This window comes from Mycobacterium sp. P4_H6, assembly GCF_056400845.1.
Map to the genome: position 1 here is coordinate 1 of NZ_JBFUKN010000115.1, position 17,624 is coordinate 17,624.

Genomic DNA, 17,624 nt, shown 5'->3' on the forward strand with positions numbered 1-17,624 from the left:
GCCGCACCGGAGAGTGAGCCGCAGACTCCGGCGGCCGAATCCGAACCCGCTGAGCCCGCCGAACCTGCGGCCCGCGCCGAACCCGCCGAACCCGCGGCGTGCAACCCCAGCCCAGGCGTCACGCTCGACGGCGCCATCATCCCCGCCAACATGCTGGCCGACCTCGCCGCCACCGGCGCCACAGTAAAGCCGCTCTCCGAGATCGCCGACCTGCCCGCCGAACGCCAATACCGGCCCTCGGCCGGACTGACCGCCTTCGTGCGCATGCGCGCCATGACCTGCAGCTTCCCGGGCTGCAACCGGCCCGCGCACCGCTGCGACCTCGACCACCTGACCCCATGGCCCGCCGGGGCCACCCATCCCGGCAACCTGGCACCACTGTGCCGCCTGCACCACCTGATCAAAACCTTCTGCGGCTGGACACCCACCGCCCAACCCGACGGACGCATCCACTGGTCAGCACCGACCGGGCACAGCTACACCAAGGCACCCGGGGCAGCAATCATGTTCCCGCACTGGAACATCGAGACACCCATCCCCCGAAAACGCGCCATCCGGCTGATTAACGACGCCGACCGCGATAGCAGGATGCCGACCCGAAAACGCACCCGCGCACAGGATCGTGCGCAACGCATCAAAGCCGAGCGGCAGCGCAACGCAGCAGAACTCGTTGAGAACAACAGCGATCCGCCGCCGTTCTGACCGAGGACCGAAGCAGCTCAGCCGGAGACATTCACCGGCAGCGACAGCATGCCGCGCAACGTCACATTGGGTTTGTACTGCGGGTCACCGCCGAGTTCGGCCTTCGGGAAGCGTTTCGTCACCGCGGACAACGCGATCGAGGCTTCTAGACGCACCAGCGGCGCACCGAGGCAGAAATGGGCGCCATGTCCGAAACCGAGGTGCTTGATGTTGGCCCGGTCGGGATCGAAGACATCCGGATTCTGGTTGGCCGCCGGATCACGGTGCGCGGCAGCCAGCAGCACGATCATGGTGTCGCCCTGAGGGATCACGGTGTCCCCCAGCCTCATCTCCTCGGCCGCCACCCGGCCCAACAGCTGAGCGGGCGGATCGAAGCGCAACGTCTCCTCGATCACCCGCAATGCCCGCGACGGATCGGTACCCAGCGCGGCCCACTGCGTGCGATCCCGCAGCATCGCGAGCACCGAGGTCGCCATCAGGCTCACGGTCGACTCGTGTCCGGCGATCAGCAGCAGATTGCAGGTCGAGATGATCTCGTCCTCGCTGAGCTGGTCACCGGATTCCTCGACCGCGATCATCGCGGAGATCAGATCATCACCGGGACTGCTGCGCCGGCGGCTGATCAACTCCCGGAAGTACTTGCGCAGCCACTTACCGGCCTCGATGCGGTCGGTGAACCCTTCCGGCACATCACCGGTCGCCGTGAGGAACGGGTCCACCGTCTGCGCGAGCAGCGTGGAGGCATGCCCGAATTTCGGTTCGTCCTCGACCGGCACCCCGAGCAGCCGGCAGATCACCGCGACCGCCACCGGGTACGCCAGGCCGGTGACGGCGTCGAACTCGCCGCGTTCCTCCGCGGTGTCCAGCAGTCCGTCGACGGTGGCGACGATCTCGTTCCGCAGCTCGTTGATCACCCGCGGGGCGAACGCCTTGGCCACCAGCTTGCGCAGCCGGGTGTGGTCGGGCGGATCCAGGAACAGGAAGGCCGGGGTGCGGCGCTTGTCGACCAGGCCGGCCAGTCCGAACGGTCGCGGTTCCTCGCCGGCGGCGATCTGGCGTTGCGCGATGGCCGACTTCATCCGATCGCTGGACGATGCCGGATGCCGGATCGCGGCGTCACAGTCGGCGTAGGAGGTCAACACGGTCAGGCTGATCTCGGGGATCTGCAGCGGACCGTATTCGCGCAGCGCGCGGTACGCCGGGTAGGGGTCAACACGGTTGGACGGGGCAAGGGCCTGCCCGAGCAGGACCGCCGGTTCGGACACCGAAGTCATCTCCTCATTGTGCAATCGCGCTCTCCAGCCGTGACCGCCACCACCGGATTCGGGCCGGATCGGTCACCGTGTACCGCTCCAGCAGCTCGGGCAACGGCGCCGGCGACATCGGTGCGACCGGCAGAAACCCGTCGACCGGGACCAGTCTGCGGGAGTCGGCCACCAGGTCCGCACTCAGCAGCGATCCCGACCCCAGGGTGCCGGCGAACGGAAACTCGGGCAGGGCGCCGGCCAGCGCCACACCGACTGCTACCCCGATGCTGGTTTCCACCCCTGAGGTGGCGGTGCACGGCAGGCCGCACGATTCGGCGATGCGCAGCGCCCGGCGCACCCCGCCGAGCGATCCGCAGTGCAGCACGGCAACATCGGCGGCCTGGGTCAGTACAGGATCTCCCAGCGACTGTTCCAGCGATTCGTGGATCGCGATCCGCACACCAACCCGGCGGCGCACAGCGGCGAGTTCCGCGGTGCTCCGGCACGGCTGCTGGACGAACTCGAGCCCACCCGCCGCGCGATCGAGCGCCGGGATGGCTGCCACCGCAGCATCGACCGACCACCTGCCCTTGGCATCACAGCGGATGAAGCCGTCCGGGCCGAGCGCATCGCGCACCGCCGCGATCCGGGCGACATCATCGGCCAGGGCGTGCGCGGGGTCGGCCACCTCGACGGCCGCCGTCCGGCAACCGGATGCCGCCACCAGTTCATGAGCCCGTGCCGGATCCGTCGCGGACACGGTGACGGCGACCGGCACCCGTCCGCGCCGGGCATCGGGCCAGCCGACGGTGCCGGGCTCGGTGGCCGCGGTCAGCCAGCGCACGAGCAGATGGTCCGGGCACCCGGGTGGCGGGCTGAACTCGCCCCAGCCCTGCGGTCCCTCGACGAGGACGCCTTCGTGCATGGTGGCGCCGTCGCGCGCGGGGATGGCGAACACCGGTGCGGTGTCCAGATCGATCAGCGTCTGCACAAGACCTGCAGGCTAGCCGAGTTCTTGCCGGGGTGAGCGCAGCGACGGGGAATTAGTTGAGCCTGCGGCGGGGGCGTCACCGAATCGTGTACAGCGGCACCAGCATTTCGGCAGACGTCAACGAACCGTGGTGGCCGACCAGCCGCGACTGCAGCGGCTCGGCACCCGACCGGATGATCGCGCGCTCACCGTTGGCCACCACCACGACATCCCCGATCCGTGGCTGCACCCGTGCCTGCACGATCGGCCCGAACCAGCCCGCGCCGATCACCTCGGCGCGGGTGAGGACGGTGAAGTCGTCGCCGAGCGTGTCCCGCCATGCCGCGGCCACGTCCGGCGCGGCGCCCGCTTCGGTGTACACATGCCGCGCACGGGGTTCCCCTCCCAGCCCACGCACACCGGCGCGCAGTTCGGCGCGCTGATCGAAGTCGACCGGATCCGCGACGTGCACCATGCCGTGGTCGGCGGTCACGATCAGGGCGGAACCCGGCGGCAACCGCTCGGCGATCAGACGGATGGTCAGATCGATCTGCTGCAGTTCCAGCGCCCACGATTCGGAGGCAGGCCCCCGGACGTGCCCGGTCAGATCCAGGTCCCCGTGGTAGGCGTAGACCAGGCTGCGGTGCCCCGCACCGAGCGCGCCGATCACCCCGTCGACCAGATCCCCGGACGAGAACGTGGGCCGGAACTCGCCGCCGCGCAACGCCGCCCGGGTCAGACCCGAACCCGCCTGATACATCGGCGCCACCTGCGTCACCACCACGCCGTCGGCGGCGGCCCGTTCGAACGCCGTCGCCACCGGCTGAAACTGCTCGGGGACAATCTCTTTGAGCAGATCGACCTTCGGCCCCTCGCCCATGAGCCGCCATTTGAGCGGGTTCATCAGCCGATCGTGATCGGGCACCGCCAGCAGATACCCGACCAGACCGTGCTCACCGGCGGGTAGTCCGGTGCCCAACGAGGCCAGACTGGCCGCGGTGGTGCTCGGGAAACCCGCCGTCAGCGACTGCGCGGGTCGGCCGGCCAGGAATGGTGCGACCTCACTGCGCGCGGCCACCAGGTCGGCGCCCATACCGTCGATGAGCAGGATCGCCACCCGCCGCGCACCATCGAGTCCCAGTCCGACTCGATCGGTCTCCCCGGCGACCCCCAGCACGCCGAGCACCGATGGGACAAGATCTGCGAGGGCGCCGTCGCCATATCGCGGAGTGACGAACATGGCTGTCAGGTTATGCGGAAGGCCGTATCGATCGGGTGGCACTAGGCTGACCGCATGTCGAGTGTGCTGACAGTCAACATCGCCAATCCGCGCACCAACCCCGATACCTTGAAGAAGCCCACCGGTATCGACAAGCGCCCCACCGACGCCGAGGTCGAGGTGCGTGCACCCGGTCCCATGAGGGGTGGTCTGGGCAGCGGACTGGTCGGCGATCTGGTGAGCGAGCAGAAGCACCACGGCGGCGACGACCAAGCCGTGTACGCCTATGCCCGGGAGGATCTCGATGCCTGGGAGGGCGAACTCGACCGAGAAATCGGCAACGGCGTCTTCGGTGAAAATCTGACGACCTCGGGCATCGACGTCACCAACGCGGTCATCGGTGAACGCTGGCGCGTCGGTGACGGCGGCCTGGTGCTGGAGGTCACACGTCCCCGCACACCGTGCCGGACGTTCGCTGCCTGGCTGGAGATCGAAGGCTGGATGAAGACCTTCACCAACCGCGCGGCGCCGGGCGCCTATCTGCGGGTCATCACCCCGGGTGTGGTGCGTGCCGGCGATGCGGTCGAGATCCTCGAGCGCCCCGGCCACGGTGTGACGATCGCTGTGGTGTTCCGCGCGATGATGAAGGATCGCAGCCTGCTGCCGTCACTGCTGGTCGCCGACGCGCTGCCGGAACCGTTGAAGGACAAGGCCCGCCGCCGCGCGAACGCCTAGCGGACCGGCGGCAGTTCGGCCGCGATGAGTCCGGCGATCCGCTCGGCCAGATAGCGGTGCCCGGTATCGGTGGGGTGCACCCCGTCGACCGCGATCAGATCCGGCCTGCCGACGAACCAGCGTTCGACGAGTGGGTCGACGAATCGGGCCCCCGACGCCATGGCGACGACGGCCAGTGCGTCCCGGATCTGAGTGATCCGAACGGGAACATCGGCGGTGGGCCACGGCGGACCGATTACCAGCAGGCGCGCCGTGGGAGCCCGACGGCGCGCGAGTTCGAGAGCGTTTCTGGCCAATCCGGCCACCTCGAGCGCGTCGACCGGCTGATCATTGCGGGATCCGAAGAACACCACCAGGGCGTCATCGGGCCGGACCGCCCGCGCGGTCAGATCACCGAAGGTGCTGTTGTGGTCACCGCGCACGCCGTAGCCGGCACGCCCCTCAGCGGCGACATCGGCCGTCACCGATCTGCCCTGGTCGGCCAACATCCGCCAGGCCAGTGCCGGCCATCCGTTGGCGCCGAGACCGCCGAGATCGGTACCGGTGGTGTAGGAGTCACTGATGACGGCGACCCGGCTCAGCGCTGATTCCCGCCCTGCGAGCTGCACCGAAGGCGCCGCGGGCGGGAAAGCGGTGATCAACAGGGCCAGCGAGACCACCAGACCGGCCACACGACGCACGACATCCTCCTGCTAGAAGTACCCGCGTAAGCCTACTGGACCAGGCAGTTGAACTGCCGCACAGAACTATTCGCGTCAGGCCGATAATTTCGACTCGGCGCGGTCGGTGTCGGCCGGGTGCATTCTGGACACCGTGCCCCGGATGTCGACCATCCGACGCATCCAGTGCCGGGCCGGCTCCTCCACCACGTGATACAGCAGCGCCGAACAGGCCAGCGTCACCGCGAAGATCGCCGTCAGCCACCACGGCCCGGCCGGACCCTCCAGCCGCAGCTCGAACTGCTGTGCCGCCCAATTCCATGCGGTGTGCACCAGTTCGTGAACCATGTACAGGCTGAACGAGATCTGCCCGCCGTAGACCAGCGCGCGGACGGACAGCAGCCTGGGCAGCGTGCCGGCCCCGATGGCGAGCATCACGACCAGCGGTACGAACAGCAGGTCCACGACGCCACCGCTGTCGAGCACCCCGGGTATGGGATGCCCGTCCAGCCAATACAGGGTGCCGATGATCGCCGCGACCAGGGCCATCGAGCCGATGCCCGCCAGCATCCGGGTGCGGTCGCTGGGATCGAGCCGGCGCACCGCCGCGCACGCGATGGCCCCGGCGGTGAACTGCAGCAGGATGCGGGGCAGCCAGCTCCACGGCGTGTAGAACTGGCCGCTGGCGAGCAGGAACATCACCGGCGGCAGGGTGGTGGCGAACGCCAGCAGCAGCAGGCTACGGGCGCGGGTGGCCCGCGCCAGCCGGAAGATCACCAGCGCCAGGAACCCGAAGGTCAGATAGGCCAGCCATTCTGCACTGATGGACCAGGCCGGGCCGTCCCAGCTGGAGCCGTCGAAGTAGGGCTGGAACCACAGTTGCACCAGGAAGAGCTGTCGGATGTAGCTGGTGGCCGTCAGGGTGTCGGCGTTCTCCGCCGGGACGTGTCCGACGTTGAGGGTGAAGATGATCCACAATGCGGCCAGGTGCAGCGTCACCAGATAGACGGGCCACACACGGGCCAGCCGCATCCACAGGAAATGCAGGGTGTCCCGCGTCGACCACGACGGCCCCATCCGGTCCAGGTAGTTCCAGGCCAGTACGAAACCGCTGAGGATGAAGAACAGGTCGACGCCCTGAGCGCCGCTGTCGAGCACGGGCGCCAGCGCGGAGCTGACGTCGGGCACCGCCTGCGCGAGCAGGGGGCGGAAATGGAACAGCACCACCCAGACGGCGGCGAAGAGACGAAGACCGGTGAGGGCCTTTATTTCTCCGCTGCGCACAACACTCTTTCCCCGGGTTACGGCTGTTCACTTGCGATTACGCGCGCTGACCGGGCGGACCGCTCCCCAACGTCCAGACAGCCGACAGCCATCGAAGAATAACAGCGCTACCGGTTCGGTTGTGGGAGCCCGCAGCCGGGCAGTTGCTGGGAATCTAGGATCCGGGCGCGGCTGGCGGCGGGGGCGCAGGTTGCGGCGGGTTCGCCTCATACTGCGCGGCGTTGCGGTTCAGCGTGTCCATGTAGAGCTTCCACTGCAGTGCGGCCAGCACCGGGGACATACCGGGCGCGGGCGGCGGCTGATTGGTCAGCGTCCAGGTCTGGCACCCGGTGGTCTTGAACGACCCGTCGTCAGCCTTGATCTCGACGATCTGGGGCTGCTTGGTGAAGGCCCGGTCCAGCGTCTCGCCGGGTTCGCCCTCGGTGACCACCGGTGCCATCCGCCGCCACGAGCAGGTGCCCTCGGCGAACGGTCCGGCGGAGGCGTAGACACCGGGCACGATATCGATTCCGACCCGGTAGGTGCCGTCCTTGTCGATGACGTTCAGCGGAGTGGCCGGCGGCGGCGCATCGGGCGCCGGTTCCGAGCTGACGGGCGGAGCCGGGGGTGCCGGCTCGGTGGGCTCGGCGACGGCCGGGCCCGCGGCGATCAGTCCGGCGAGCGCCAGCCCGGCAGCGGTGATCATCGGCAGTTTGAACCCCATGGCACACCAGGGTAGGCCCGGATCGGCGTAATCGGGAATTCGGTGGGTGCCGTCACAGGAAGGCGGCCACCGGCGATCGGCGGCCGGGCTGAGAGGTAACTGAGAGGATGCTGAAAGCGTCTGCCGGTCCGCCCGGCGCCGACCCAAGCGCGCTCGGGATGACGCCATCACCACTGGTGGAGGCGGTGCGGGATGGGCGCGACCCGCACGCTGTGCGCCCGCTCAATATCGGCGCGACGCAACTCTGTTATATGAGCTAAGCTCTCGCTTACCTAAGCTAACCTGTGGCGAAGGTGAGAGTTTTCAAAGTCACCGGCCTCGACCGGTCTTGGACGGCTCCCGACGGTCACGACGAGGTGAGAAAAGGCAACGGGGAACTCGATCTCGATGACGACGATTCTGAAACGCGCGTGGATCCCATTGGTCATCGTGGCTGTGGTCCTGGTGGCGACGTTCACCGTGATGCGGGTACGCACCTTTTTCGGGACCGGCCCCGGCTACATCTCGACCGAGAACAGCGCCTCCGACGACACCGAGCCGTTCGACCCCAAGGTCGTCAAGTACGAGGTGTGGGGCCAGCCCGGCGCGACGGCCAATGTGAACTACATGGATCTCGACGCCCGTCCGGTGCGTGCCGACAACGTCACCCTGCCGTGGGAGATCACGCTGAGCACCACGGCGCCTTCGGTGTTCCCCACGATCTCCGGGCAGGGCGACGGCAGCACGCTGTCCTGCCGGATCACCGTCGATGACGAGGTGAAGGACGAACGCACCGTCGACGGTGTCGGCGCGCACACCTACTGCCTGGTGAAGAGCGCATGACCTCGAACGAGCCCCGCACCGACGCCTTCCCGACCGCGCAGCCGCAGCACCGGGGAGTCATCCCCCGCACCATCCGCACGCTGGCGGTCCCGATCATCCTGGCCTGGATCGCGGTGCTGTTCCTGCTCAACACCGTCGTCCCGCAACTGGAGACCGTCGGGCAGATGCGGGCGGTGTCGATGAGCCCGGACAGCGCGCCGTCGATGATCGCGATGAAGCGTGTCGGCAACGTCTTCGAAGAATTCAAGTCCGACAGCTCGATCATGATCGTGCTCGAAGGCGACGAGCCGCTGGGCGAGGCCGCGCACACGTTCTACGACGAGATGATCGACAAGCTGGAAGCCGACACCAAGCATGTCGAGCACATCCAGGATTTCTGGGGCGATCCGCTGACCGCCTCCGGCGCGCAGAGTGCCGACGGCAAGGCCGCGTATGTCCAGGCCTACCTCGCGGGTAACCAGGGCGAGGCACTTGCCAACGAGTCGGTGGAAGCGGCCCAGGAGATCGTCGACAGCCTCACCCCACCGCCCGGACTGAAGGCGTACGTCACGGGCCCGTCGGCACTTGCGGCCGACCAGCACATCGCCAGCGACCGCAGCGTGCAGGTCATCGAGATGCTGACGTTCACCGTCATCATCATCATGCTGCTGATCATCTACCGGTCGTTTGTCACCACCGTGCTGGTGCTGGCCATGGTCGTCGTCGAACTCGGCATCACCCGCGGTGTGGTGGCCTTCCTGGGCTACCACGAGATCATCGGTCTCTCGATGTTCGCGGTGAACCTGTTGGTGACCTTGGCGATCGCCGCGTCCACGGACTACGCGATCTTCCTGATAGGCAGATATCAGGAGGCCCGCGGGGACGGTGAGGACCGGGAAACCGCGTACTACACCATGTTCCACGGCACCGCGCACGTCGTGCTCGGCTCGGGTCTGACCATCGCGGGCGCCACGTTCTGCCTGCATTTCACCAAGCTTCCGTATTTCACGTCGCTGGGCATTCCGTTGTCCATCGGCATGGTGGTGGCCGTTCTCGCGGCGCTGACGCTGGGACCCGCCGTCATCTCGGTCGTCACCAGGTTCGGCAAGACCCTGGAACCCAAGCGCACCATGCGCACCCGCGGTTGGCGCAAGATCGGCGCGGTCATCGTGCGGTGGCCCGGACCGGTGCTGGTCGGAACGATCGCGCTGTCCATGATCGGTCTGCTGGCGCTGCCCGGCTACCAGACCAATTACAACGACCGCCAGTACCTTCCCACCGATCTTCCCGCGCAGGTCGGCTATGCCGCGGCCGACCGGCATTTCTCGCAGGCCAGGATGAATCCCGAACTGCTGCTCATCGAGAGCGACCACGATCTGCGCAACTCCGCGGACTTCCTGGTGATCGACAAGATCGCGAAGTCCGTCTTCCGGGTGCCCGGGGTCGGCCGCGTGCAGGCCATCACCCGCCCGCAGGGAACCCCGATCGAGCACACCTCGATCCCGTTCCAGATCAGCATGCAGGGCACCACGCAGAAGATGAACGAGAAGTACCAGCAGGACATGATGGCCAACATGCTCAAGCAGGCCGACGATATGCAGTCGACCATCGACAACATGTCGAAGATGAACGACATCACCGTGCAGATGGCCGCAACCACGCATTCGATGGTCGTCAAGATGAAGGCGATGACGCTCGACATCGCCGAATTGCGGGACAACATCTCCAATTTCGACGATTTCTTCCGGCCGCTCCGCAACTACTTCTACTGGGAACCGCACTGCTTCAACATTCCCGGCTGCTGGGCGCTGCGCTCGATCTTCGACACCCTCGACGGCATCGACGTGATGACCGACGGCATCGAGGACCTCATCCCGGACATGGAACGCCTGGATACCTTGATGCCGCAGATGGTGGCGATCATGCCGTCGATGCTCGCGACGATGAAGAACATGAAGACCTACATGCTGACCATGTATCAGACCCAGAAGGGCATACAGGATCAGATGTCGGCGATGCAGGACAATTCGTCGGCCATGGGTGAGGCCTTCGATGCCGCCCAGAACGACGACTCGTTCTACCTGCCTCCGGAGACTTTCGAGAACGAAGACTTCAAGCGCGGTATGAAGAGCTTCCTGTCCCCCAACGGGCATGCGGTGCGCTTCATCATCAGCCACGAGAGCGACCCGATGAGCCCGGAGGGCATCGCTCATATCGAGGCGATCAAACAGGCGGCGAAGGAAGCCATCAAGGGCACCCCGCTGGAGGGTTCCAAGGTCTATCTCGCCGGCACCGCTTCGGTGTTCAAGGACATGGCCGAAGGGTCCAAGTGGGATCTGATCATCGCCGGAATCGCCTCCATCGGGCTGATTTTCATCATCATGCTGATCATCACCCGCAGCGTGGTGGCCGCCGCCGTCATCGTGGGCACGGTCACCGTCTCGCTCGGTTCCGCATTCGGGCTCTCGGTGTTGATCTGGCAGCACATCATCGGGATCCCGCTGCACTGGATGGTGCTCGCAATGGCGGTGATCGTGCTGCTGGCCGTCGGCGCGGACTACAACCTGTTGTTGGTGGCGCGCCTCAAGGAAGAGATACAGGCCGGCGTGAACACCGGCATCATCCGGGCCATGGGCGGCACCGGTTCGGTGGTGACATCGGCCGGCCTGGTGTTCGCGTTCACCATGATGTCCATGGCGGTCAGCGAGCTGACGGTGATCGGGCAGGTCGGTACGACGATCGGTCTCGGTCTACTGTTCGACACATTGGTGATCCGGGCGTTCATGACACCGGCCATCGCGGCGCTGCTGGGCAAGTGGTTCTGGTGGCCGCAGCGGGTGCGCCAGCGCCCGTTGCCACAACCGTGGCCCAGACAGCCGGTCACCGCAGGTGCGCCCGAACCAGACAGGGGTTAGTGATGAAATCGAGCAAGCTGGCCGCAGTATCGGGTGCGCTGGTCGCGGCGTGTATCGCGCTGGCGGCTCCGGCGCAGGCCGACCCGGACAGTGACTTCGCCAAGGAGTTGCACACCTACGGCATCTACGGGCAGAAGGACTTCAACGCCTGGATCGGCAAGATCGCCTGCAAACGCCTCGACCGCGGCGTCGACATCACCGCACAGGACTCCGCGAAGTTCGTCTCCGACCAACTGCTACGCGGTTCCAGCACCGAACAGGCCTACCAATTCCTCGGCGCGGCAATGAACTACTACTGCCCCGACAAACGCGTCCTGCTCACGCAACAGTAGGGAAGATGATGAAACTCAAGAAGCTGAGCYTGGCAGCCCTGGCCGCGGCCGCCGCCCTCACCCTGGCCCCCACCGCGTCCGCCGACGCCACCGAGGACTACCCCATCCCCCGCAAGATCCTGCACACCCCGTGCACCGCCGAGCAGATCCTGGCCGCCACCCGCGACACCGACCCGGTCTACTACGAGCGCTACATGATCGACTACAACAACAAGTCCCCCGAGGTGCACCGCGCCGTCCAGGACCGCATCCACTGGTTCTTCTCCATGGACTACGCCGGCCGCCGCCAATACTCCGAAGACACCGCCACCAACGCCTTCTACGAACAGYTGGCCTGGAACTGGCCCAACTGGGCCAAGATCTTCTTCAACAACAAAGGCGTCGTCGCCCACTCCACCGCCGTCTGCATGAACTACCCACCCGACGACATGTCCGTCTGGGTCTGGTAGATCCCACGCCGAGTCCCACGAAATGGCTGCTCCCACACTTCTCGGGGCAGCCATTTTGCGTACCTGGATGAGCAATCCGGATACGTTGCGCCTCAGCGTTTTTGGATGGCGCACCGGCCCAACATGTTTCGCATTCGCGCGGGCGGCAATGCCGGACCCGCACAGTCTTTGCGAGAACTCAAGATCAGTGCACCAACGCCACTGAATCACAGCCCCGGACAAGGCTGTTCAGACGTCATTTTGTGAGTTGCGCTGGGCGTTTGCCGAGATGTGAAGGGGGTCACAGAATTTTGCCCGGTTGCAAAGTGCTCTGTTAACGTCCGTCCGCATGTTTGCTGTAGCTTCACTTCTGGCGCTTGTGAGCCAGGTGTCAGGGACGCCATACATCTCGGGCGGGGATTCCCCCGCGGGGACCGATTGCTCGGGCCTCGCATCATGGGTCAGTAACGCCGCCACGAATCGACCGGTTTTCGGCGACCGGTTCAACACCGGAAACCAGGAAGGCGCGCTGCTTGCCCGCGGCTTCCAGTACGGCACCCAGCCCGGCGCGCTCGTCATCGGCTGGAACGGCAGCCACACAGCCGTCACGCTGCCCGACGGCACCCCGGTGTCCTCCGGTGAGGGTGGCGGCGTCAAGGTCGGCGGCGGCGGTGCCTACCAGGCCCAGTTCACCAAGCACATGTATCTGCCGATGGATCCCGCGGCGCAGCCGGCGCCCGACGGCATGATCCCGCCGCCCCCGCCCGGCTTCGTCCCGCCGGCCCCGGGTGAACTGCCGCCCCCGCCCGCCGACGCCATGGCACCCGTGCCGCTGGACGTTCCGCCCCCGCCGGCTCCGCTGGATCCGATGGCGCCCCCGCCGCCCGCCCCGGCGTCGTTCCCGCTGTAGCGGCCCGCCAGAGCTAGACGAACCTGGGCCGGCCCGCGAGGGCCCCCAGGACGATCTGGATGACGTAGACGACCAACAACATCACCCATGGCACCGTCCACCCGCCGCTGAGTTCATGCAGTAGACCGAACACGAACGGTCCGACGCCGGCCAGCAGATATCCCAGACCCTGGACCATCCCGGAGAGCCGGGCGGTGTCCTCGGCGGTCCGGGCCCGCAGCGCGATCACCGCCAACGCGAGCGAGAACACACTCATCCCGAGCCCGAGCAGGACTGTCCACAGCAGGGGTGCGGCGGCGGGCGCGATCGCCAGACCCGCGACACCGGTGATGCCGAGCAGTCCCAGTCCGACGATCCAGCCACTCTGACTCGGCCGCCGCGCGGCCATCGGGGCGACCACGATGCTGATCGGCACCGCGATCACCGCGTTGAGACCCAGGAGCAGGCCGGCATCGCCCTTGCTCATGCCGTTGTCGATGAAGACCTGCGGGAGCCAGCCCATCACCACGTAGGCCATCAGCGACTGGCAACCGAAGAATCCGGTGATGATCCAGGCCAGCCGGCTGCGCAGCAGGGAACGCCCCTGCGCAACCACGGTCTGGGCCCGCGGAGTGGGCCCGGCGGCGGCCCGGCGGCGCTGCATCGCGATGAGCCACAAGATCAGCGCCGCGGCCGCCAGCACGGCCCAGGCGCCCAACGCGAATCTCCAGCCGCCGAGCATCTCGTCGAGCGCCGGTGTGAGGGCCGAACCGGCAGCTCCGCCGCCCTGCAGTGCGGCGGTGTAGATGCCCGTCATCAGACCGATCCGGGCGGGGAATGAACCTTTGATCACCACCGGGATGAGCACGTTGATCAGCGCGATGCCCGCGGTGGCGACCAGCGTGCCCCCGATGACGACGTGTGGACCGTCGATCACCCGGAGCAACAGACCTGTGGTGAGAACCAGCAGCGCGGCGGCGATCGCCGAACCGATGCCGAAACGGCGGGCCAGCCACGGCGCCGTCAGGCCGGCGGCCGCGAAACACAGTCCCGGCAGGGTCGTCAGCAGCCCGGCCCACAGTGCCGAGGTGCCCAGGTCGTCTCGCATGTCCCTGAGCAACGGCCCCACGCTGGTGATCGCGGGCCGCAGGTTCAACGCGGTGAGAACGACCGCCACGACCAGCAGCGCGCCGCCGGCCGCCACCTCGGCGGGCCGCAACTCCACCGAGCCCTCGAGGCCGGGTTCGAGGTCGTTGAGCGCACTCGTGTGGCGACTTCCATTCACCTGCATTAGCCTGCCATACATCCCATGATTGGATGAAAGGGGTTTTTGTGCCTTTGGCCACCACGCGCCGCACCGGACTGGTCGACCAGGTCATCGAGCAGCTGCGTTCCTCGGTCAGCGCCGGCGAATGGCCGGTCGACACCAGGATCCCGACCGAGCCCGCACTCGCCGAGACACTGGGTGTCGGCCGCAACACCGTTCGCGAAGCTGTCCGGGCGCTCGCCCACAGCGGCATCCTCGAGGTCCGACAAGGCGACGGCACCTATGTCCGGGCCACCAGCGAGGTCTCCGGAGCGCTTCAGCGGTTGTGCGGCACCGAGTTTCGCGACGTGCTGCAGGTACGTCGCTGCCTGGAGGTCGAGGGGGCACGGCTGGCCGCGACCGCGCGGACAGCCGACGACCTCGATGAGCTGTGGAAGCTACTCGATCGCAGCGAGGCGCTGCGCGAGGGAGGCGGCGACGACTTCGCCCGAGCGGACGCCGAACTGCACTTCGCCGTGGTGAAGAGTTCACACAATCCCGTGCTCACCGAGCTCTACCGGGGTCTCACCGAGGTGGTGTCGGCGAGTGTGATCACCACCAAAGAGGTACAACCGATCTCCGAATTCGCCCGGCACCGGGGGCTGATCGAGGCGATCGCCGCGCAGGACACCGCACGAGCGGGCCGCGAAGCGGGCGGTTTCCTCGACGAACTGCTCGATCGGCTTCCCGACCGAGGCTGACCCGGTTACTCCGGGGTGAGGGCGTCGCTGTTGACGAAGGTCAGCGATCCCGTGTCGAGGAGCACCGCCCATCGGCGAGCGGGATCGGCGATGTGGTTGTCACCGATGTCCACCGAGTAGCCCGCGCTGTCACCGAAGTCGTCGACGACGAGACCGAGTTCCTCGTCATCGGTACCGGCATGCACCCGTACCCGCACATCCACCGCGATTCCCTGATCGTCGGAGCCTCCGGGCTCGGCGCCGACAATGTCCTGAGCTGTCACGAGAGCTCCCCTGTCATCTGCGGCGGCCGCAGGCGGCCGTCGTGCGATCGAATCGTGGACCCGGAATTTGCGGAGTCAACGCGCTTGGCCGAATGAACAACGGCGGCAGCTAACACACCGCGCTGAGCAACCGCGCGCCGTCCGGTGTCCATGATCGCAGACTTCCTGCGCGTCGACTCCACTACCGGATCCTTTGCATCGTTCTGCAATCCTTCTGCGATCCTTCTGCACCGCAGTTGCAACAAACCTCGATCGACCCCCGCACCGATCCTCACCTGATCGAACACGCCGATAGTCGAATATGAATGCACCATTGTCAATGCTTTATCTGAGGGCCGACCCAAGGTTTTCGTTCTCTGGCACCACCTCGGGAGAACCGGCTTTTGCACCTGGAGGCAAAGGCGCGGAATGCAGCTAACTCATCTGCATTTGTCGCGTCGCGACACCAAGCGCTTGCTCGGACGGCGCGGTCGGCCGCCGATCCGCGCTCGGCTAACCTCTCAGCGTGATCGTGCTGCTGCCGCCGTCGGAAACGAAGAGATCCGGGGGCGACGGCCCACCACTGCGACTCGACCGACTCAGTTTCCCCGCGCTGACCGGTGTACGCACCGAACTCACCGGCGAAGTCGCCGCGCTGGCCGCCGATGTCCCCGCCTGTCGCCGGGCTCTCGGCCTGACCGCGAAGCAGGATGCCGAGATCGAACGCAACGCCACACTCATGACCACCCCGACCCTGGCGGCGATCGATCGCTACACCGGTGTGCTCTACGACGCCCTCGACGTCGGATCACTGCGCGGAGCGAGCGCGGCCCGGGCTCGGGCCCGGCTCGCCGTCGGATCGGCGCTCTTCGGTCTGCTCCGCGCCGATGATCCGGTACCGCCGTACCGATTGTCTGCCTCCGCCAAACTCCCGGGCCGGCCGACACTGGCGGCCCGCTGGAAACCCGTGCTCGAACCGGCGCTGGCCGAGATCGCCGAGGAAGAACTGGTCGTCGATCTGCGCTCGGGTTCGTACGCCGCGCTCGGCCGGCTCGACAGCGCGGTCCGGGTCAACGTGCTGGCCGAGCACGCCGACGGACACCGCACGGTCGTCAGCCATTTCAACAAGGCGCACAAGGGCAAGCTGGCCCGCGCGCTGGTCACCAGCAGGTCCGAACCCGACGACGCGACCAAGGTCGCTGCCGTCGCGCGAAAAGCCGGCATGCGAGTCGAGCGCAACGGCAACGATCTGGTTGTCGTCGTGCCGGCCTGAGTCAAAACCGTGACATCACAACGCGATCACGGCCCGCGTCGGACGACCGGTCGCCATCGTGGTTTTGTTAACTTGCCGTGCATGACGCCTTCGACAACGATGCGTCGGTGGCTGCGCCGGGGCATGTCCGCCGCTCTCGCGACGATGCTCCTCGGGTCGCTGGCCGGCGCACCACCCGCCGCCGCGTTCTCCCGCCCCGGCCTGCCCATCGAACAACTGGACATTCCTTCCGCGGCCATGGGCCGCAACATCCGCGTCGAGTTCCAGGGCGGCGGACCGCATGCCATCTACCTTCTCGACGGCCTGCGCGCACAGGACGATTTCAGCGGATGGGACATCAACACCGCCGCCTTCGAGTGGTATCACGACTCCGGGCTGTCGATGGTGATGCCCGTCGGCGGGCAATCCAGCTTCTACTCCGACTGGTATCAACCCGCCACCGGCGCCGCAGGCACCCTCACCTACAAGTGGGAGACCTTCCTGACCCAGGAGCTGCCGGGCTGGCTGGCCGCCAACCGTGGGGTCAGCCCGGTGGGCAATGCCGTTGTCGGACTGTCGATGTCGGGTGGTTCCGCGCTGACGCTGGCCATCTGGCACCCCGCCCAGTTCATCTTCGCCGGATCGCTGTCCGGTTTCGTCAACCCCTCGCTGGGGCTGTGGCCGACCTTGATCGGCCTGGCGATGCGCGATGCCGGCGGTTACAACGCCACCAACATGTGGGGACAGACCAGCGATCCGGCCTGGCGCCGCAACGACCCGATGGTCAATGTCGGCATGCTGGCCGCCAACCGCACCGCGGTCTGGGTGTACTGCGGTGACGGCACACCCTCCGAACTCGACAACGCGGGCGATTTCGGCGGCATGTTCAGCTCCCAGTTCCTGGAAAACATCACGCTGAACACCAATAAGACCTTCCAGCAACGGTATCTGGCGGCCGGCGGCCGCAACGGGGTCTTCAATTTCCCCAAGGACGGCACCCACAGCTGGGGCTACTGGGGCTCCCAGTTGCAGGCGATGAAACCCGATCTGCTGCGCGTGCTCGGTGTGACGCCGCCCGCTCCCCCGCCGCTGCCCGCACCGGTGCCGCCCGCCGCGGGGCTGCCGGTTCCCGCCGTCGCCCCCGTACTACCGGCTCCCGCCGTGGCGGCACCCGTGGCTCCGGCACCTGCGGTCCGAGTCCCCGTCGCGCCGGCCCCGGCGGCCCCGGCTGTTCGTGTG

At 67.0% G+C, this 17,624-nt stretch carries 18 protein-coding genes; 10 read left to right on the forward strand and 8 right to left on the reverse strand.

All coding sequences use genetic code 11. The annotated features are described in order from the left end of the window. The coding region (locus AC1DTF_RS29410; RefSeq protein WP_477476597.1) for an HNH endonuclease signature motif containing protein at positions 1-702 on the forward strand (702 nt) is incomplete at its 5' end. Positions 703-719: 17 nt separating this feature from the next. Here AC1DTF_RS29410 and AC1DTF_RS29415 read toward each other — a convergent pair. The 3 genes from AC1DTF_RS29415 to AC1DTF_RS29425 all read right to left on the reverse strand — a co-directional run bounded on the left by AC1DTF_RS29415 (position 720) and on the right by AC1DTF_RS29425 (position 4,159). Beyond that, on the reverse strand, positions 720-1,976 hold the full coding sequence (locus AC1DTF_RS29415) for a cytochrome P450 (protein ID WP_477476598.1): 1,257 nt from the start codon (positions 1,974-1,976) through the stop codon (positions 720-722). 4 nt (positions 1,977-1,980) lie between these two features. After that, positions 1,981-2,940: an o-succinylbenzoate synthase gene (locus AC1DTF_RS29420; protein WP_477476599.1), complete on the reverse strand. Its 960-nt coding sequence runs from the start codon at positions 2,938-2,940 to the stop codon at positions 1,981-1,983. Between the two features lie 76 nt (positions 2,941-3,016). After that, entirely contained in the window at positions 3,017-4,159 is a 1,143-nt protein-coding gene (locus AC1DTF_RS29425; RefSeq protein ID WP_477476600.1) for an alkaline phosphatase family protein, read from the reverse strand. A 54-nt stretch (positions 4,160-4,213) separates the two neighbouring features. Between AC1DTF_RS29425 and AC1DTF_RS29430 the strand changes: the two genes are divergently transcribed. Next, a complete protein-coding gene (locus AC1DTF_RS29430; protein WP_477476601.1) occupies positions 4,214-4,873 on the forward strand; it encodes an MOSC domain-containing protein in 660 nt (219 codons plus the stop codon). Here AC1DTF_RS29430 and AC1DTF_RS29435 read toward each other — a convergent pair. The 3 genes from AC1DTF_RS29435 to AC1DTF_RS29445 all read right to left on the reverse strand — a co-directional run bounded on the left by AC1DTF_RS29435 (position 4,870) and on the right by AC1DTF_RS29445 (position 7,519). Next, on the reverse strand, positions 4,870-5,553 hold the full coding sequence (locus AC1DTF_RS29435) for an Rv0518 family GDSL lipase (RefSeq protein WP_477476602.1): 684 nt from the start codon (positions 5,551-5,553) through the stop codon (positions 4,870-4,872). The two genes, AC1DTF_RS29430 and AC1DTF_RS29435, sit on opposite strands and share 4 nt — an antisense overlap. A 75-nt stretch (positions 5,554-5,628) precedes the next feature. Then, on the reverse strand, positions 5,629-6,816 hold the full coding sequence (locus tag AC1DTF_RS29440) for an acyltransferase family protein (RefSeq protein WP_477476603.1): 1,188 nt from the start codon (positions 6,814-6,816) through the stop codon (positions 5,629-5,631). A gap of 154 nt (positions 6,817-6,970) precedes the next feature. After that, the gene (locus tag AC1DTF_RS29445) at positions 6,971-7,519 is read right to left on the reverse strand and encodes a hypothetical protein (protein WP_477476604.1); all 549 of its coding nucleotides are present in this window, start codon (positions 7,517-7,519) and stop codon (positions 6,971-6,973) included. 387 nt (positions 7,520-7,906) lie between these two features. Between AC1DTF_RS29445 and AC1DTF_RS29450 the strand changes: the two genes are divergently transcribed. From AC1DTF_RS29450 to AC1DTF_RS29470, 5 genes are all read left to right on the forward strand, one after another. After that, complete coding sequence (locus AC1DTF_RS29450; RefSeq protein ID WP_477476605.1) at positions 7,907-8,341, forward strand: MmpS family transport accessory protein; 435 nt, start codon at positions 7,907-7,909, stop codon at positions 8,339-8,341. Continuing rightward, a complete protein-coding gene (locus tag AC1DTF_RS29455; RefSeq protein ID WP_477476606.1) occupies positions 8,338-11,235 on the forward strand; it encodes an MMPL/RND family transporter in 2,898 nt (965 codons plus the stop codon). Before AC1DTF_RS29450 ends, AC1DTF_RS29455 begins: the two co-directional genes overlap by 4 nt. 2 nt (positions 11,236-11,237) lie before the next feature. Further along, a complete protein-coding gene (locus tag AC1DTF_RS29460; protein WP_477476607.1) occupies positions 11,238-11,567 on the forward strand; it encodes a DUF732 domain-containing protein in 330 nt (109 codons plus the stop codon). An 8-nt stretch (positions 11,568-11,575) separates the two neighbouring features. After that, positions 11,576-12,016 (forward strand): DUF5078 domain-containing protein, encoded by a 441-nt coding sequence (locus AC1DTF_RS29465; protein WP_082613974.1) that lies wholly within the window; start codon positions 11,576-11,578, stop codon positions 12,014-12,016. 328 nt (positions 12,017-12,344) lie between these two features. Further along, on the forward strand, positions 12,345-12,905 hold the full coding sequence (locus AC1DTF_RS29470) for a C40 family peptidase (RefSeq protein ID WP_057165438.1): 561 nt from the start codon (positions 12,345-12,347) through the stop codon (positions 12,903-12,905). Positions 12,906-12,918: 13 nt separating this feature from the next. Here AC1DTF_RS29470 and AC1DTF_RS29475 read toward each other — a convergent pair whose 3' ends face one another. Next, entirely contained in the window at positions 12,919-14,169 is a 1,251-nt protein-coding gene (locus AC1DTF_RS29475) for an MFS transporter (RefSeq protein WP_477476608.1), read from the reverse strand. A 47-nt stretch (positions 14,170-14,216) separates the two neighbouring features. On the opposite strand from AC1DTF_RS29475, the gene AC1DTF_RS29480 reads away from it, so the two are divergent. Continuing rightward, entirely contained in the window at positions 14,217-14,891 is a 675-nt protein-coding gene (locus AC1DTF_RS29480; protein ID WP_057165439.1) for a FadR/GntR family transcriptional regulator, read from the forward strand. A 5-nt stretch (positions 14,892-14,896) separates the two neighbouring features. On the opposite strand, the gene AC1DTF_RS29485 is transcribed toward AC1DTF_RS29480, so the two are convergent. Beyond that, the gene (locus AC1DTF_RS29485) at positions 14,897-15,154 is read right to left on the reverse strand and encodes a hypothetical protein (RefSeq protein WP_057165440.1); all 258 of its coding nucleotides are present in this window, start codon (positions 15,152-15,154) and stop codon (positions 14,897-14,899) included. Between the two features lie 505 nt (positions 15,155-15,659). Between AC1DTF_RS29485 and yaaA the strand changes: the two genes are divergently transcribed. Together yaaA and AC1DTF_RS29495 are read left to right on the forward strand one after the other, a co-directional pair. Then, positions 15,660-16,406, forward strand: coding sequence for a peroxide stress protein YaaA (yaaA, locus tag AC1DTF_RS29490; RefSeq protein WP_477476609.1), 747 nt, complete (start codon positions 15,660-15,662; stop codon positions 16,404-16,406). Positions 16,407-16,487: 81 nt separating this feature from the next. Beyond that, on the forward strand, positions 16,488-17,624 hold a 1,137-nt coding region (locus AC1DTF_RS29495), incomplete at its 3' end, for an esterase family protein (RefSeq protein WP_477476610.1).

Bases quoted from the DNA above. Each gene is read 5' to 3' on its own strand.
- AC1DTF_RS29450 (WP_477476605.1), top strand. From the start codon at position 7,907: ATGACGACGATTCTGAAACGCGCGTGGATCCCATTGGTCATCGTGGCT.
- AC1DTF_RS29470 (WP_057165438.1), top strand. From the start codon at position 12,345: ATGTTTGCTGTAGCTTCACTTCTGGCGCTTGTGAGCCAGGTGTCAGGG.
- AC1DTF_RS29425 (WP_477476600.1), bottom strand. From the start codon at position 4,159: ATGTTCGTCACTCCGCGATATGGCGACGGCGCCCTCGCAGATCTTGTC.
- AC1DTF_RS29415 (WP_477476598.1), bottom strand. From the start codon at position 1,976: ATGACTTCGGTGTCCGAACCGGCGGTCCTGCTCGGGCAGGCCCTTGCC.
- AC1DTF_RS29430 (WP_477476601.1), top strand. From the start codon at position 4,214: ATGTCGAGTGTGCTGACAGTCAACATCGCCAATCCGCGCACCAACCCC.
- AC1DTF_RS29445 (WP_477476604.1), bottom strand. From the start codon at position 7,519: ATGGGGTTCAAACTGCCGATGATCACCGCTGCCGGGCTGGCGCTCGCC.
- AC1DTF_RS29455 (WP_477476606.1), top strand. From the start codon at position 8,338: ATGACCTCGAACGAGCCCCGCACCGACGCCTTCCCGACCGCGCAGCCG.
- AC1DTF_RS29460 (WP_477476607.1), top strand. From the start codon at position 11,238: ATGAAATCGAGCAAGCTGGCCGCAGTATCGGGTGCGCTGGTCGCGGCG.